The sequence below is a fragment of the Halobacteriovorax sp. HFRX-2_2 genome (assembly GCF_043196705.1).
Taxonomy (GTDB): Bacteria; Bdellovibrionota; Bacteriovoracia; order Bacteriovoracales; family Bacteriovoracaceae; genus Halobacteriovorax_A.
This window is the reverse complement of sequence record NZ_JBEBMT010000001.1, coordinates 987,333-1,005,766: the sequence shown is the minus strand read 5'-3', so window position 1 is coordinate 1,005,766 and position 18,434 is coordinate 987,333. Positions and strand designations below refer to the sequence as shown.

Here is an 18,434-nt window from a genome sequence, read left to right as displayed (position 1 = left end):
CCTTTTATTTTTTTAATTTTCGCTAGATTTATCTAAGTAAGTATTTAAGTCATGCCCTACGATAACACCGTAGTTTGCGGCCCCAAGCCAACCAGACATGATAATCCCAACAGAGCCGGCATGAAATAGGCCCTTTACTTCATTTGGAAGATCTTTAGAAACAGCAAGTCCTTCAAACTTTGTTCCAAATGAAGACCCGAAGTGGTGATGTGTATACTTCTCTACAGTACGAGGAGAAGAAACATTCACATGCTCAACCTTGTCCTTGAAACCAGGAACAAGCTTCTCCATCGTATTAAGAGCATTTTGTGCAAGATACTCTTTGCGCTCTTTATACTCTTCATCACTTAAGTGCATCCAATCTTCATAGCGTGCATTGATACTTGAAACAACTGCATATTTTTGCTTCATATGCTTTCTCATATCAGGATAGTAGATTGAGAATGTCTGAGAGTATGCTTTTGGTGATAGAAGAAGGTCTGTATCAAATTTATCTGAGCTTGAGTAAAAGATTAGCTCACCGATATTTGGAATCGACTCTCCTTCTTTAAGGCCCATAAAAACCTGACATGAAGAAGAATTTACTCTTACGGCCTTTGCTTCTTTAGCAAATTTTTCAGAATAATTCGCATTAGGAGTCATCTTAAAGATCGTATTATAAAGGGCAGAGTTAGAAAGTACTGATTTTGATAAAACCCTTTCTTCTCCAATACGCACACCTTTTGCGACATTATCTTCAACTAAGATTTCATCTACTTTTGCATGAAGTTTAATATCCACTCCATTGGCAAGTAGTTCATCTTTCATCATCCCAATAAGCTTATCCGTTCCACCTCTAAAGATATAAGCACCTTTATTCATGAAGTTAGAAAAAACAATTCCGAATGTAATGGCCTCATCTTCTAGAGTTGAACCATTAGCATAAGCGATTGGTTCAAGTAAGAAGCGAACCACATCATTTCGGCCTGGAAAGTATTTTTCAAATAATTGGCCATTAGTCATGGCCTCATCATCATAGAAATTCATGGCACGAAGTTCATTGAAGAACCCCACAACGTATTCACGTTCAAGATTAAATTTCTCCACCATGATATTAATATAGTCTTCTTTGGTGAAATCTGTATCAATCTCAAACTGAGGATTAATAAAACGAATCTTATCAACACGCTCAATGCAGTCAGCGATATCTTTTGACCAATATCGACGACAAGTTTTAATCATCCCAACAGGAAAGCCGTGAAGAGAGATATCAAAAATATGTCTTTCACCTTCATTTGTTGGACGTCTAAACCATGTAGCGAAGCCACCTAATTTATTATGGGCCTCAAGAAGAAGGACGCTTCTTCCATCTTTGGCCAGTTTGTTAGCTGCCGTCATACCTGCAAGCCCTGAGCCTACGATAATAACGTCATAAAATTTAGTAATTGGGTCTTTCTTTTTCAGTAATGTCATTTTTAACTTTTCTTTTTAAATCAAATTATTTTTTTAATACCATTGTTGATAATTTTTGTGTTTTTGGATTAATTACATAAACAATGAATGCAACAGTACCGTTATCATTGATACGTGGAGCATGAACAAATGGAGATGTAGTTGCGTCTACAACTTCATAGTCTACACCATTGATCGAAAGAGCGTCTCCTTCTCCAATAAGCTTTGACCACTGTCCATTAATATATGTAAAGATTGCCGCTACACCGGCCTTATCATAACCGCGAATAATGATGTCCCCATTTGCATTCATTGAAGGAGCAAAACCATCAAATTTAGAAATCTCTTCTCCTAAAGTTAAAATTGGCCTAACAATCCCATTACTTGAAGCAAAGAGTTTCACACCATCACTTGTTTGTGCCCAAACAGCAATGTCACCTTTTTTATTAACAGTGTATTGATTTTGGATCGCTTTAATTTTTGAAGACGGTTGTCCATCTCTATCCTGCATAACAATTTGACGACTCCCCTTTTTAATATTGTAAAGGTAGAGACGATCTGGTTGAGACTCAGCAGTAGACTTGCCCATTCTCACTTTTGTTAGAACATAATTACCGGCCGTTACTGGAGAGAAGATATATCCCATCTCTTTTGTAAAACTTGTGAAAACATCTTTTTGTCCATCAAGATTCTTGATCACAACCTTTGCTTTGCTTGTTCCAAAAGAGTGACGGTAAATTAAAGTGTCTTCACTATTCATGGCCACACCAGAAACACCAGTAAACATCCCTTCAAAGTTTTCATGCTCTAAGCGCTTACCAGTCTCAAGATTAATCGTATAAATACCAGTGTGTTCGTAACCATTATTAGGTGCGAAAACAACGTGATCTTGTCCAGTCGCTCCATCATTGAAAAGATAGAACTCACTAATGGCCTCATCACCGTTTCCAGCAAAAAGCTTCACATTATCACCTTGGTTCCCACAAAGTATTCCGTATTTAGAAATTCCGTTGTCTGCTCCACTAAGAGAGAAACAAACTTTTCCTGAATTTTCTAATCTAAGAGATGTACTGATCCAAAATGTTTGATCAGGAAGATTAAGTTTTAATTCACCACTACTTGCTAATAATTCGTAATTTGCTTGTGCATTGAACATTGCGATAGCGGCCAATGCTATTTTAAATAAATTCTTCATAATATTTACCCCGAAATAAGTGAAAGTGTGTGTTATTAAAGGCATTATCATACCTAAGAGGCTCCACTTCGGCTAGAAAATGGACGAGAATTTTTTGGGCCAAATGACTAAAAATAGGTTAGATTTGACACATGTCGATCCTTTGTAACTTAAAAAACATCAATCTTGCCTTTGGGCAGAAAGTCATTTTCAATAACGCACAATTCTATATTGAGCACGGGGACAAAATTGGTCTCATTGGCCTAAATGGAATGGGAAAATCTTCGCTACTAAAAATTATTAACGAAGAATTAGCACCAGACTCCTCAACTCCCCCATTTACATTTGAAAAGGCCACGAAGGCACAAGGCCCGACTCTCGAGTTTAATGTTTTCAAAGTCGATCAAAATTTCACAATACCTAATGACGACATCACGATTGCTGAATATTTTTATTTTCAATATCGTGATTTAAAAAAACTCAATGATGATTTACTAACTCTAGACTTATCAACAGATAAGGGACTTGAGAAACAAAATGAAATCATGGAAGAGCTTGAGCACAGAAATTACTGGGAGCTCAAAAATAATTACGAAAGTTACATCAAGGCCTTTGGCCTAACTGATCTTCATGTTAAGGTAAAAGGTCTCTCAGGTGGAGAACAGAAAAAGATTCAATTAAGTCTTGGATTAACGGCAAAGCAAAACCTTATCCTATGGGATGAGCCAACAAACCACTTAGACTTTGAAACAATTGAACAATTTGAAGATGAGATCATGAAGTCTAATAAGACTCACGTTATCATCTCCCACGATAGATACTTACTTTCAAAAGTTACGACGAAAATCTTTCACATTCATGCGGGTATTGTATCTCCTTTTAAAGGAACATACGCCGAGTACCTCGAGTTTACAGCTGCCCAGGAAGAACTCAGATTAAACTCTTTAACAAAACTAAAGAATTCGCTTAGGCGTGAAACGGCCTGGATGCGCCAAGGGATTAAGGCCCGTGGAACTCGCTCCAAAAAGCGTGTCGAAAACTTTAACGACTTATCAAAAGCTGTCCTAAAGTTAAAGGATCAGGCACGCAGTCAACTTGATCTGGCCATGAATGATAGTAATCGAAAAACAAAACAACTTGTCCAATTCAAAGACGTTTCTTTTGGTTTTGAAAATAAAGCTCCGCTATTTAAAGGGCTAAACCTTTCAGTTTTTAAAGGAGACAAGATTGGTGTCTTGGGTGAAAACGGAGTTGGTAAATCAACTCTAATGAAACTAGTCGCAGATCGCTTAACTAATATCAGTGGTACAATCAAAAGAGCAGATGACTTGAAGGTTTGTCTTTTTTCACAAAAGAGAGATGAGTTTGATTTATCAAAGTCACCATATGATCTTCTAGGTGAAGGTGAAGACTTTATTCATTTTAAAAATGGCCGCTCAATTCACGTCGCTAGTTATTTTCAAAATTTCCTCTTTGATCGCGGCGAGCTCTATCGTCCTCTATCTAGCTTTTCAGGAGGAGAGCTAAATCGACTTCAACTTGCACTTAACTTAAAGAATGAAGCTGATATTTGGATCTTTGATGAGCCAACAAATGACCTTGATATTGAGTCGATTGAGATTTTAGAACAGAAACTTTCTGAGTTCCAAGGAACTGTTATTATCATCTCTCACGACAGATCATTCTTAGAAAATATCACAAATCGTGTCTGGTTAATTGAAAATCAATCCGTCACAAAGTTCTCAAGTGGGTTTACTTTTGTTCGTCCATACCTTGAGGCCCGTGAGATTGAAAAAAATCTAGAAAACCAACAACAAGAAGACGTTGGCCCTCAAGTTATTGAAGAAGTTAAAGTCGAGATAAAACCAAAAGTAGATACCGATAAAGTTGAAGCTGAAATCATGGATATTGAAGAACAAATTGCAAAAATTGACGAACTTCTATCTCGTTTTGATTACTCAAATATGGACGATGAAAAGAATCAATTGATCGCAGGACTTAATCAAAAAAAGAGTGTTCTCAATGAAAAGATTGAAGAGCTTTTTGAGCTGTTATCTTAAATAGTTAGCAACTGCCAAAGAAGAATGGCTATTTCTTATAGGAAATGGCCAAGTTCCCCACCTAAACTACTGAATTCTTTAATATAATAGAAATCTGTTACTATCAAAAAGTACTTAAAAAGTATGTGAATTTACCGATATGAACTTGACGATTATTAGTGGTACGTAAACAGGATAGGAACAAGTTTGAAATTAAAGGCAATATCGGCCCTCGTCATACTCACGATGGCCCTACTATTGACGAGTAGAAATTCGAATGACGGTAGTCTAGTTGCTTCAAACACCACAAACTCAACAAATCAAATTGTAGTCGGTAACGAAAACAATCAAAAACGTAAACCAGCTTCCAATTCAGTAAATCCAACAAGACCAGTAAAGAAAAGATTCATTGCAAAGAAGACGACTCCAACTAAAGATTTGGGAGAAAGTGTCAACTCGTCGCCGGCCTATCTTAATAATAATTACCAGAATGATTCAGTTGTTTCGACAGGAGAAATTAGCTCCGGTGGAAGTAGTTATACAGAAACAAGTAACGCAAATCCTGCTTATTCAAATACTCGAGATATGGCCTCTTCTAGCTACTATCCAACAGAAAGCAACAAGAGTAAAGATAAGAAAATAGCGGGAGCGTCAGGATCATCCGGATCATCTGGAACAAGCTTTTATTACCAACCAACAGTACAATCACAGGAAGAGTCAAATACATCATCAAGTTCAAGCTCAAAGAGCTCATCTTCATCTTCATCGTCTGATCCATATATTCCTCCGACACCAAGGCTACAGGGTTTAGTTCCCCCACTTAACGGAGTGATCACGCATACAAATTTTTTCTCACGCCAGTTCAGCGCGTATGCAGCGACGACTTGTCCTGATCCAAAAGTTGCAATCTTTGATACGGTTACGATGTCTATTCTCGAAGACAATCCAATTGATTTAGAGACGATTGCAACGTCCACTCAATTTGAATTTAATATTAATGAGCTTGATTTAGACCTAACAGCACCAGCACGCTACAAGATCAAGCTTCTAGGTTGCGATATCGAACTAGAAAAAATCGTCACAAGTTTCTATAAGAACCAAAATATTACAGCAGCTTCAACAATACTTGCCCAACTACCCTCAACTAGTATTGATTACTCAACAGATGCAAGCTTCACAAAGAAATTAGAGGAAGCAGAAGAGGCCCTATCAAAAACTCTTGATGAAAATCTGACTAATCTTGAAGATGCCTATACACAAATTGAAAGTGATAACGAAATACAAAACACTTTTAACGAGTTAACAGATGGTGAAAACCTTGAAGTCCTAAAAAGCTCCAAGCCTAAGATTAAAACAATTCTAACAGCAACCTTTATGGATGAAGGGGTTTCGGCTTCGTATTCTGCACTTGCAGATCACTGGGACTCAACTTACCAAGTTGCCTATGAATGGTTTGTTGATGGTGTCTCAACAGGAACAGGCAATGCTTGGAACTACACTCCTCCATCTAATACTCTTCCAAAGGCAACAATCACACTTAAGGTCGGAAAGAAGCAAAGTGGGAATGATCGTGTCGATACAAATTTTCCTTTCCACGAAAAAAGCTATGAAATCGATATTAATCAAGTGAATGACGCTCCTACTTTGGCCACTCCACAAACAATTAGTGCTACGGAAGACTCAAATTTAGATTTTAGTTTAACACAAGGAGTAGACCCAGATTCATTCTCATTAACTTATTCAATTGAAACACAACCGACGAATGGAACTCTGACTTGTAGCGCTGGCACAACAGCTTGTACGTATACACCTAACCTCAACTTCACAGGTAGCGATAGCTTTACATATAAGGCAAACGACTCAGAGCTGGATTCAAATATTGCGATCGTTAATATTAATGTTGCAAACGTGAATGATAGGCCAACAATCGCAGCAAATGAGACTTTTGTTGCAACAGAAGACAATGTTTTAAACTTCACTCTTACTGATTCATCAGACATAGACAACACTAGTGCTGAATTAAGCTATAAGTTAATCACGCCACCTTTAAATGGAACGTTATCAAATTGTTTTACAACAGATGGTTATACTTCGGATCTAAGTTGTACTTACACACCTAATGCAGACCATAACGGTTCAGACACATTTACCTATATTGTTAACGATGGCCAATACGACTCAATTGGCCAGGCAACAGTTACAATAAATACAACGGCCGTAAATGATGCTCCGATACTTTCTTCAACTCAGACACTAACAACAGCAGAAGATACACTTCTTGCTTTCACGCTAAATACAGGAAGTGATATTGAAGCCGATACTCTAGACTATATTATCGTATCAACGACTTCTAATGGTGTTTTAACTTGTACGGGGGGTACTTCAAGAGATTGTCAGTATATGCCTTCAGCAAACTTCAACGGAGTTGATACTTTTACATATAAAGTTAATGATGGAAATCTTGATTCAAATACTGCAACAGCAACAATCACAATCTCATCAGAAAACGATGCGCCTCTAATTGGTAGTGACCAAAGTGAATCAACAAATGAAGACACTCTTGTAAGTTTCACACTTAATAGTGCGACTGATATTGATGTACCGGCACAAACACTTCAGTACAAGCTTATTACAGCTCCTACGAATGGGACACTATCAAATTGTATTACAAGTGGAAGCTACTCAACTGACGTTACTTGTGAATACACACCGAATTTAAATTTTAACGGGACTGATTCATTTACATATCGAGCTAATGACACGTTAGCGGACTCTCCTACACAGGCAACTGTTACAATTAATATTGGCGCTGTAAACGACGCTCCTGTCTTAACGGCAACACAAAGTGTTTTAACAACAGAAGATAATTCAGTAAGCTTTGACTTAAATGCAGCTTCAGATATTGAAAACGATGCTCTGACTTACACTATCGTTTCGACAACTGCTAGCGGTACTCTTGTCTGTGACGAGGGAAATTCAAGGGCCTGTACTTATACGCCAAATGCCAATTTCAATGGCCAAGATACATTCACTTATAAAGCTAGTGATGCAAGCTTAGACTCGAATACAGCAACTGTAACAATAGATGTGACAGCAATTAATGATGCTCCAGAGATGGCATTGGATCAAAGTTTCTCAACAGATGACAACACTCCACTAAGTATTACTCTTTCAAATGCAACGGATGTTGATGGAGATAGCTTAGCTTATAAAATAACATCGATGCCAACAAACGGGTCTCTTACAAATTGTATTACAACAGGAAGTTACGGCACAGATCTTACTTGTACTTATACTTCAAATATAAACTTCAATGGTGTTGATACATTCTCATTTATTGCCAATGACACAACTACAGATGCCCTTAGTTCAGCGACTGTCACAATTACAGTAGCAGACAAGACTCCTTCAGCACCACCGACTATTGCACTTAGCTCTGCTCTTTATACGAATTCAACGAATACTAATCTTACAGTTAGTTCATGTAGTGACATAAGCTTTGTCCTAATTAATGAAGGAACTCAACCTACTCCTGCAGATAGCTCATGGCAGTCTTGTTCAACAACAGCATCGGCCATTACATATACCTTGGCCAATACAAATCAAGGACTCCATACTCTTAAGGCATGGTCTAAGGATGTAAATGGTAACGTATCGCTAACATCAACAGATATCTCTGTTTACTATGATACGATAGCCCCTACAATCTCGATTGCCACAGTTGCTAATCAAGCAGGATCAAATGGCATTACCCTTTCATGGGATATTACGGAAGATAATATTTCAGCTACTCAAACACATACAATTGACTATTGGAATGGGAGTGCTTGGGTAAATATCACTTCATCACTAAATGCAAGTGTTGGCCCATTATCAAATACGACTTTTACACAAGCATGGACAGTTCCAGCACTAGATATTGAAGACGCAAAAGTAAGGGTCTCACTTAGTGACCTTGCTGGAAATACTAACACAGTTGAATCGAATACATTCTGGATCGACTCGACAGCGCCACAACTTGCTCACGATACATTTACATCATATGGGCAAAGCACAACAAAGACATTTTCGTGGACACTAACAGAGAAACATATTGATGCTGGTGCAAATGATTTCGCTTTAAGATTCTTTGATGGAAGCTCTTGGCAAAATCTAACGGCAATAGCAGCTGTTACAAGTGAGAATATTTCAAAGAGCTACTCGACTGATATCACACTAGGAAGTGAAGTTAATAATGCCGTCTTTGAAGTAAGCTTTACAGATGCAGCAGGACATAGCACGACGGTGCAGAAGACTTTTGTCATTGATGGAACAGCACCGACAATTTCTTCAATTTCATTAAATGGTGGTGCAACAACAACTGGAAATAATAATGTTCAAGTTGATCTGACTGCAGCGGACTCTGCTTCAGATATTACATATATTTGTCTCAAGTATGATGATACAACAGCGCCTTCAAGTATTAATGATGAATGCTTCACAACACTTCCTGAGGCAAAAAGAACGAAGAATTTAACAATCACGAGTGCGGACAATCTCTATGTAAGAATTGGTTTTGTCACTAATAGCTATAGTGTTTATGCGTGGGCAGCCGATGCTGCTGGGAATATTTCGACAAATACTCAAGTAGCTGGTGTTGATAAAGAATCGATTAATTATATGCCAGGAACACCTCCTGAAATTTTTAATATTAGTGCTACGAATACAAATACACCAAGCTCACCGGCCACGCTTGCACAACTTCAGGCACCTCAAAACAGTGATATCTACGTTAAATGGAAGGCCATTGATAATGAGGGACTAGCAACCAATCCAATTAGTATTTACTATTCTTATATGGATGGAACAGAAGAGAAATATGAGCTTCTAATGGATAGTGTTGCCAATATTCAAGGAAGCGGTTGTACGATTTCGGCCCAAGAAACAGGCTGTATCAAACTAACAGCACTATCACCTACTAATGCTGTTTATAAGATCAGAGTTGTGGCACTTGATAGCGACGGAAGTGAAACCTTTATGACTTCGGCACCTCTTAATGAATCTAACTTTAGAATTATTGCAGGAAGTACTGAAAAAGGAGTTGGCGGAAGTGGACGTTCAGTTATTTTCAAAGATGGAAATTCAACATATGAAATTGACCTATTCTCAACGGTAGTTACTGATCGTGGAGATATATTCTATCGTGACCTAGATGCTGGTCTCTTATGGGTAGATCCTGCCACAGGAATTATTAAAGAATTACTACCAACAACAGGTACACCAAGTGGAGATGGCGGATCAATTGAGAATGCCACAATTGGCTTTGCAAATGCCATTACTCTTGACTACAACAATGGGCTTCTTATTGTTGATAAGGGAAGTATTAGACGTATTGATATGAATACGACTCCTTGGCAAATATCGACTCTAGTCGGTGGAGGTTCTAACTCTAATCCAGGAACAAGTTTCGCACCAAGTGCAATCGACATTGCAAGCTTTCACCGCTTTCAAGGTACGCTTATACCTCTACCAAACGGCGACCTCTACTTTAGAAGTACTTCAAGTAATACTGATCGCAATTGGTTTCACTTTGATGCAAGCGAGAATATAGTCAATCGTATTCAAATCGATGGTGTCGGTATCTACAATGAAGACACTTATAGTTGGTCTGGAAGAAGTGTTACAAATATGGCCATCGCCTATAATGCGGTTAACTCAACGCTTGAGCATATGCATGTATCAGTTCATAAGCCTGTCACAGGAAATACTCATTACCGTGTCGCTAGACTAGACTATGCATCAGGAACACCGACAACAACTTACAATGCTATAGCTCCTTATGATATCTACACAGGTTATCGTTCAATATATAAAACAGGATTAGATGGTAAGATCTACTTTGATTATAATCACGGCAGAAACCTTATGCACTATGACCATGTCACTAATACGTACACAAGAGTTCTAGGTACAGACTCGACTTCAAGTACGCCATGTGCAGATGGGACTGCGGCAACGTCATGCCCTATTGATCTTCAAGGTTATTTTGTAAACCAACAAGGTAAAATCTATTTTAATGACCACGGCCTTATTAGAACATTAGATGATAGTGGTAATGTCGTAACTCTAGCTGGACAATTCTCTTCTTCAGGAGATGGAGAAAGTGCACTATCTGCTCGTATCTCGGCCTCTTGGCAAATTGATTGGGGTAAAGATAACGGCCTAGACAACACAATCGTTGTCGGAGATTACGTTTCAGGAACATACAGAGAATTTACAATTGGTGGAACCATCGAAACTATTGTTGGTGGTTACTCAGCGAGATCCTATAGCTTTTCCGTTGATCGAACGACAGGAGATATTTTTGATGATGTTGGTTCAGGTGTAAATCGCTACAGCAGAACAACATTAACGAATACACGTGTTATTGGAAGTGGTGCCACTTGGTACTTTGATGCTGCATCCGATGGACTCGTCGGAACAGATATTAAATTTGACTGGTATAACGAGCAAATCCTTGGGGTGGCAAATGGCGAGCTGATGCTTCACAAGTCACGTTATAACGGTTCAACGACTTCAGATGCATTTATTAAACTATATGATATGAGCGATAGCTACCGTCAGTCACACTTTGCGGGGATGCCTGATACAGAAAGAGGAAGTTTCTATAGTGCTGGAACACCTTTAGCAACAACTCGTGTACCAACTTATGGCGGAATGGTTAATGCACACTACGACTCAACACTGGGTTGGATGTTTAAACAAACAAGCTCTGCGCGAGTTATGGTAAAAGGCGGCGATGGAAATATTGTTGATTACACAATGCTACCAAGAACGACTAACGGCTTCACTCACGTACGCCATAATTCGAAAGAGTATTATTACTATTGTTCAAGTAATAAGCTTTGGCAGTATAATTTTACAGATGATATCGAGACTGAATTAAGTTGGGATGCACAGGTTAGTTGTTATTCATCACAGAGAAAAATTCTCTACAACCCAACTAATCATTCTGTTCACTTCTTAGTTATTCAAAATGGATTATTTGCAGTTGCAGAGTATTTTCTTTAGATATTTTTTTCTTTACGAATCATGGCCATGGCAACTTTAACACCATCAACAGCAGCAGATGTAATTCCACCTGCATAGCCCGCACCTTCTCCACAAGGATATAGGCCTTTGTGAGAATCAGACTCAAATGTTGCGCGACTTCTTTTAATTGTCACAGGTGCAGAAGTACGAGTTTCAGGCGCTAATAAAAGAGCATCATTATTAACAAAGCCCTTCATTTTCTTATCAAAAGACTCTAAACCTTCACGTAAACCTTGTGCAATAAATTCAGGTAAGATCGTTGTTAAGTTATGAGAGAAAATCCCTGAAGGACAAGATGTCTTTGGAAGGTCTTTTGAAACTCGTCCATCAAGAAAGTCTTGAACTCTTTGAGAAGGAATCTCTTTTCCTGTAGCATTTGCAACAGAAGCCTCATAGGCCTTCTTTTCAATATCGCGTTGAAAGTAGTGGCCATTTAAAACATCATCAAGGCCAAAGTCTTTCCCTGCGTTTACAGAGACAACAAGTGCCGAGTTCGACCACGGTGAGTTTCTAGCAAAGTTACTCATTCCGTTTACAACAATACCATCCGCATCTGTTCCAGATGAGAGAACGTAACCACCAGGACACATACAGAATGAGTATGTTCCTTTATCAACATTTTTATTATGATAAGTAAGCTTGTAGCGTGCGGCACCAAGATTTTCTTGTACAAAACGCCCATACTGAAGGAAGTCGACTTGCGTACGACGGTGCTCAATACGCACACCTACAGCAAAGTCTTTTGCTTCCATAGCAACTTCTTTATCTTTCAAATGATAGTAAATTTCTTTTGCCGAGTGCCCTGTTGCTAGAACAACATTATTACTCTCCAGAATTCTTCCGTCACTAAGCTTTACACCTGCGACTTTCTTATCTTCTTCAAAAAGAACTTCATCAACTTTTACGTTATAGTGAATCTCACAACCTTTGTCTTTTAAGTGATCCGTGATTTTTTTAATCAGTCCTCGAATCTTATTCGAACCTAAGTGTGGGTTAGAAACGTAGGCCGTCTCAGGAGGTGCACCAAAGTCAACAAAACGATTCATTACGTATTGAACGTAAGGTGACTTAATACGCGTAATCAACTTTCCATCAGAAAACAGTCCAGCGCCACCTTCACCAAAGCATACGTTATTATCATCATCAAATTCATTATAGCGCCAAAAGCGAGCGATATGCTTCATACGATTATGAGCACGATCTCCCCTTTCAATAATCACTGACTTGATTCCATACTCAGCTAAGCGTAGAGCGCAAAATAGACCCGCAGGGCCTGCACCAATAATAATTGGTGTTTGCGAAAAATTATCAAGAAAATTAAATTGTTCACGGTAGGCCGAAAACTCTTCTCCTGGATAAATAATTTCTACTTTATAATTATAGATAGGCTTCTTTCCGCGATTTGCACCACGAGCATCAAGGGCCTTATTATGGATTCGATAATCAGCAAAACCTGGAAAGTTCTTATTTAGGTAAAACTCTAGGTCTTGATCGTAGTCTAATTTAAAATTCGTAATTTTACTCATTCGTACTCTTTCTTTCTCTATATGATAAAGTTATGTGATAAAATAATCAGCGTATATTATAACCTATCTTGCCCAAATTAAAGGATTAACATGGCCAAAATTTCCCAAATAATCATTGGTGACGAGCTGCTAAATGCAAAAATTAATGATCTTAACTTGCAAATACTTGCAAAAGAGATCGCTCCCCTTGGATTTGACTTCAAAAAGTGCACAGTCCTAGGAGACAAATTTGATCAAGTAACTCAGGAAATTAAAAAACAGGCCACTGAAAATGACTTTCTTATCATTACAGGAGGGCTAGGGCCAACAAAAGATGACTTAACAAAATCCATTGTTGCAAATGCACTAGGAGTTGAACTTGTTGAGAACCTCGAGGCAGAAAAGGTCGCCATAAGACAATATGAAGCTTTTGGCAGAACATTTTCACGTGAATCAAGTAATTACCACTTACTCCCAAAAGACACCTCTCCCATTTATAATCCTTCAGGACTCGCTCCAGGAATTCATGCAAAACTTGGAAGCTGTGAAATCTTTTGTACCCCAGGTGTACCACGCGAATGCCAAACCATGATTCGAGATAGCATTGTTCCTATGCTTAAGGACCGAGCAGAAAGCTCTCATGAACTCTTTGTTTGCCGTACTCACAGTATCCCAGAAGAAACAATCTTCTTTAAACTTTGCCCTAACCTTTGGGAAGACCTCGAACAATTTGGCAAGGTAAGCTCCCTCCCAATTATCTCAGGTGTGGACATTACAATTAATCTAAAACCAGAGCATCAAAATGAAGACTCACGACAAAAGATCCGTGACATTATTGAGGCCACAGAAATTAAAAATAATATTTGGACATATGGCCTTCGCTCAATCGAAGAAGTCATTGTTGAAGAAGCAAAGGCAAAAGAGCTGACAATTGGCTTTGCAGAAAGCTGTACAGGCGGACTTGCCAGCTCAACAATAACAAATGTCTCAGGCTCATCTTCAGTCTTTCTTGGCGGAGTCGTCAGTTATGCCAACTCCGTGAAAGAAAATATTATTCACGTCAAAGAAGAAACACTCAAGAACCATGGCGCCGTTAGCATTGAAACAGCAACTGAGATGGCCGCTGGTTCTCGCAAGGCCCTAGGTGTTGATATTGCCATTTCTTATACTGGAATTGCGGGTCCAGGTGGTGCGACTCCTGGCAAACCAGTTGGTACTGTTTGCATCGGTGTTGCCACAAGTGAAGGTGTATCGGCACAAAGATACGAGTTTCGCGGAGATCGTATGCGTTTGAAAAATAAATTCTGCCAACAAGGCTTGATCTTACTTCTTGCGAAGGTACGCGACCTTTAAGGTACGCGCCACCTTTTCAGGATTTCAACATCTTGCGATCATGAGTACTTACACTAAGAGGAATTTTAAAAACACTCCTTTTTAAAGAAGTGCTAATTATATTAGTTAAGTTACTTGAAAATCTTCGTTCATAAAAAGACACCTCATCTGCATACTTAAAATGTGGCCTATAGTTTAACAAGCGAGCTTCAAAGCTTGTGAAGTGTAGAGAACTATATGGATAATCAATGCATCTTTCTACAATATTTACTCTTAGAGGATTTTGATAAATATAACGATATACATTTTGTAAATAGTCCTGATTGGACACAATTGTCCACTTATAGCGATTACTGAATTTATGATTTATTACTCTAGCATTTTGACTGATTAGTTTTGAGAGTTTGAGATTAAAATACATCATAAATCTATCAAGATTCTCATTAGGAGTTGTAATGAGTAAGTGATAATGATTATTCATTAAAACGAAACAATTTATTTCAACATTAACATTTTTCCGAGCATAAGCTAATGCCTGCTTAGCTAAATCCCAAACATGATACATTGGTAGAGGAAAAGGAACTTTATTATTAGTTCGAGAAGTTACGTGATAAGGAAACTCATTTTGTCTAATTAATTTAGGTCTAGGCATTCAGACGTTCTGTCGTATCTGACATGACAAATAAATAAAAACGACATCATTTTATTTTTTAATTCGATTACGAAACATGGTACGCGCCACCTTTTCGAGATTCTAGAAAGTTATCTAATAAAAAAGAGAAATCTTCCTCAGAAAACTCACAAGAATTAAGATTACTAATACAAAAGACTTCATTCCATAATGAATACTAATGAAAAGCAACGAGATAGAAAATTTAGGCTTAAGTATAGAAGAAATTGGAGACTAAGTGATTAAAATCTCGAAAAGGTGGCGCGTACCAAAAAGGGGGGCAGCTCAGTGAACTGCCCCTCCCCCCATCTCAGCGCTAGCTTTAGGCAGCTTTCTTAATTTCTTCCATTTCCATGATTAGGGTTGAAATTCGTTTACCTGCGCCCTGTAAACGTCCGGCCAGTAACCTTGATAGATTGAGTATCAAGAGTGAAAAGATTCGAGGATTGGTTTTGTACAGGCCGAATATGTCCGAGTAGTTCATGACGAGAACATCTGTATAATTATCTGATTGAACGGTTCCGTAGCGAACGTTCTCTTTTAGAAGTACCATCTCTCCAAAGAGATCTCCTTTCTTACAACGAGCGATTTCTTTATCACTAGCATTGAAAACTTTGGCAGAGCCGTTAAGGATGAGAAATAATTCCTCACCAATGTCACCGTGTTTGAAAACATAGTCACCAGGCTTTAGCGTGAGCACCTTACAGCGCTCACATATAGTCATAATTTCATTGTCGTAAAGGTCAAAAAATAGCGGACAACCTTTAACGATTGATAAAACACTCATCTCTCTTCTCCAGATTTAAAGTCAGCTTTAAGTAATTACTTAATTAAGCAACATTCTTCTTATCAGGGTCCACCTTTTTAATTGGAGCATCTTCACGCATGAATCTTTCGATACTTTGAAGAACTTTAAGTACACCTTGCATTGTACTCTGCTCCTTAGCATTACCTCGTTGAAGGTGATACCAAAGGTTTTGCATAGAAGTTTCAACTTTCTTAAAAATTTTGTAACGCTTTTCCGGCAGAGGGAAAAGAGTGTTTAGGAAAGTTAAAATTAGAGAGAAGAAAATCCCCGCAATCGATGTCTTCATCGAGAAGGCAACGTTGATAACGAAACGAGTCAGGTTATCTGAAGATTTTTCAATATTATTAAAGTCAATGGCCGCAATCTCTGGAAGGGCCATGGCAATACCAATGAACGTTCCGAAAACCCCAAATACAATAAATAGGTTTGGAAGAATATCGATCATACGAGACGCACCATCGATAGGAATATGTCCATAAAGTTTAGTCCAGTTTCTATCATCACTCATGATACGATCAGTAAGCTCTGTATAGTTTGGAGGAACAGTTGATTTAAATACCGAACTCTCCCCGTGAATTGAAGCAATAAGACCATGTTTAGAACCGATATACTGATTCAGAGAAATACTTGAGCCCTCTGAGTTATCGATTTCTTTATCGATCTCTCTTTGTTGCTGTTGCATGACCTCTTTACCGTCATAATGACGATTTTGAATATTGGCATTATTGCTGAAACGAAGAGCATTATCTGGTAGGGCCGCATTTACACGTCCTAAAAGATTAGACATATAAGAATCGATATCATCGATTGGTATATTCTTTTGCTTGTCATCATCGATGGCCGCATCTAACTCACGTGTAAAACGAGAGTAGTAAGCATCATCATCCTTACTGTGACGATATGCTAAGTAGCGGAATACAAGGGCGCATACTAAAAGCCCCATCATAAATTCGATAAGATATGTACCGAAAAACCCTAAAACAATCTCAATCATACGTACCTCTTTGTTAGGTCTACCAATCCTCGACTATTGGTATTCTATTTCACTTTTGGAGACAGTTGCAGTAACCTCTCCATCGCTTTTGGATCATCTTTTAATGTAAAGCTCAGCTCAACACGTTGTGACTGTGAACAACTATAGTCACCACACTTCATGTCTTCGTTTGCAAGTGGTACTGCAAAACTAGCAGGCTTTCTTTCTTCAACAATAAACCCTTTTGGTTCAATTAGTTCAGCTGCAATCGATTCACGTTGTCTCTCGATTACTGTCTCAAGAGGAATCGGTCTTGAGAAACCATAACCAATCGACTTCGTCACATTTCTCATATAGAACTTATATGGATAATTCATACCATCGCTATAAATATAATTTGAAATAGCTAGGGCACGACGTGACGATAGGTTTAAGTTATAGTTATACGAATAGGCTTCTGCCATCATTGGATCAAGTGCCTTACCACCAAATAGTGGAGAGGCGTGACCTTCAACATTGAAGCTATCAAGTTGCTCTCTTACTGTATCATCAGCAAATAAAACTTCAGAGTACAATGGAATAAGCGACTTAAGCTTCTTCTTAGCGTGTCTACTTAGTCTTGAAGAACCTGTTTCAAATAGTAAGTTCTTATCCATTAGAAGTGTTACGTTACCTGTTTTTGGATCAACCGCTGCATCGATATTATTACTTCTAAATTTGTCAGCAAGGTTTCTCGCAATATTTGCACGTAAGTTCTTCTTCTGATCTTCAACTTTTTTCGCAATCTTCTTAACTTGTTTCATGAAATCTTTCTTATCATTAACTTCAGCAAGACAAGAGTTAAGCTTCTTATTCGCACCATCTAGTCCATTACCAAGTTCTGTAACTTTCTGATTCAAGGCACTTGATCCTGTCTCACAAGCATTTAGGTCTTCACCAAGAGATGCGATTTTACGGCCAAGATTACCATTCTCATCATTCTTATTAGCAAGGGCATTTTGTAGGTCACTTACCTCTTTACCAAGTCCTGCAACCTTCCCTTTTAAGTCATTATTTTCGTTATTAAGTCCAGCAAGCTCACCTTTTGCTTTACCAAGGGCCTCTTTAAGTCCACCGTTCTCTTTTCCAAGACCAGCAAGTTTACCTTGTGCCTTACCAAGAGCTTCTTTAAGTCCACCGTTCTCTTTACCAAGACCAGCAAGCTCACCCTTTGCTTTTCCAAGAGCGTCTTTTAGTCCACCGATTTCTTTGCCCATTCCGGCAAGTTTACCTTTGGCCTTTCCAAGAGCTTCTTTAAGTCCACCGTTCTCTTTACCAAGACCAGCAAGCTCACCCTTTGCTTTTCCAAGAGCATCTTTTAGTCCACCGATTTCTTTGCCCATTCCGGCAAGTTTACCTTTGGCCTGTCCAAGGGCTTCTTTAAGTCCACCA

Annotated in this window: 9 protein-coding genes and 1 pseudogene; 3 read left to right on the top strand and 7 right to left on the bottom strand. The window is 38.5% G+C overall.

All coding sequences use genetic code 11. The features are described from left to right. Positions 1-12: 12 nt before the first annotated feature. Together ABMA79_RS04750 and ABMA79_RS04745 are read right to left on the bottom strand one after the other, a co-directional pair. Positions 13-1,452, bottom strand: a complete 1,440-nt coding sequence (locus ABMA79_RS04750; RefSeq protein ID WP_393090694.1) for a phytoene desaturase family protein — start codon at positions 1,450-1,452, stop codon at positions 13-15. 25 nt (positions 1,453-1,477) lie between these two features. Beyond that, a complete protein-coding gene (locus ABMA79_RS04745) occupies positions 1,478-2,626 on the bottom strand; it encodes a hypothetical protein (RefSeq protein WP_393055969.1) in 1,149 nt (382 codons plus the stop codon). Between the two features lie 131 nt (positions 2,627-2,757). On the opposite strand from ABMA79_RS04745, the gene ABMA79_RS04740 reads away from it, so the two are divergent. Together ABMA79_RS04740 and ABMA79_RS04735 are read left to right on the top strand one after the other, a co-directional pair. After that, positions 2,758-4,665, top strand: coding sequence for an ABC-F family ATP-binding cassette domain-containing protein (locus ABMA79_RS04740; RefSeq protein WP_393090691.1), 1,908 nt, complete (start codon positions 2,758-2,760; stop codon positions 4,663-4,665). Positions 4,666-4,851: 186 nt separating this feature from the next. Further along, positions 4,852-11,694, top strand: coding sequence for a tandem-95 repeat protein (locus ABMA79_RS04735; protein ID WP_393090688.1), 6,843 nt, complete (start codon positions 4,852-4,854; stop codon positions 11,692-11,694). Here ABMA79_RS04735 and ABMA79_RS04730 read toward each other — a convergent pair. Then, positions 11,691-13,241: an NAD(P)/FAD-dependent oxidoreductase gene (locus ABMA79_RS04730; RefSeq protein WP_392855830.1), complete on the bottom strand. Its 1,551-nt coding sequence runs from the start codon at positions 13,239-13,241 to the stop codon at positions 11,691-11,693. The two genes, ABMA79_RS04735 and ABMA79_RS04730, sit on opposite strands and share 4 nt — an antisense overlap. Positions 13,242-13,331: 90 nt before the next feature. On the opposite strand from ABMA79_RS04730, the gene ABMA79_RS04725 reads away from it, so the two are divergent. Beyond that, positions 13,332-14,573, top strand: a complete 1,242-nt coding sequence (locus ABMA79_RS04725) for a CinA family nicotinamide mononucleotide deamidase-related protein (protein ID WP_393090685.1) — start codon at positions 13,332-13,334, stop codon at positions 14,571-14,573. Positions 14,574-14,589: 16 nt separating this feature from the next. Here ABMA79_RS04725 and ABMA79_RS04720 read toward each other — a convergent pair whose 3' ends face one another. The 4 genes and pseudogenes from ABMA79_RS04720 to ABMA79_RS04705 form a co-directional block, all read right to left on the bottom strand. Then, positions 14,590-15,204: a transposase gene (locus tag ABMA79_RS04720; RefSeq protein ID WP_392855833.1), complete on the bottom strand. Its 615-nt coding sequence runs from the start codon at positions 15,202-15,204 to the stop codon at positions 14,590-14,592. Positions 15,205-15,544: 340 nt separating this feature from the next. Beyond that, on the bottom strand, positions 15,545-16,009 hold the full coding sequence (locus tag ABMA79_RS04715) for a cyclic nucleotide-binding domain-containing protein (RefSeq protein ID WP_392855835.1): 465 nt from the start codon (positions 16,007-16,009) through the stop codon (positions 15,545-15,547). Positions 16,010-16,052: 43 nt separating this feature from the next. After that, on the bottom strand, positions 16,053-17,024 hold the full coding sequence (locus ABMA79_RS04710; RefSeq protein WP_392855837.1) for a hypothetical protein: 972 nt from the start codon (positions 17,022-17,024) through the stop codon (positions 16,053-16,055). Between the two features lie 44 nt (positions 17,025-17,068). Continuing rightward, positions 17,069-18,434: pseudogene (locus ABMA79_RS04705) on the bottom strand (hypothetical protein); the annotation flags it as partial.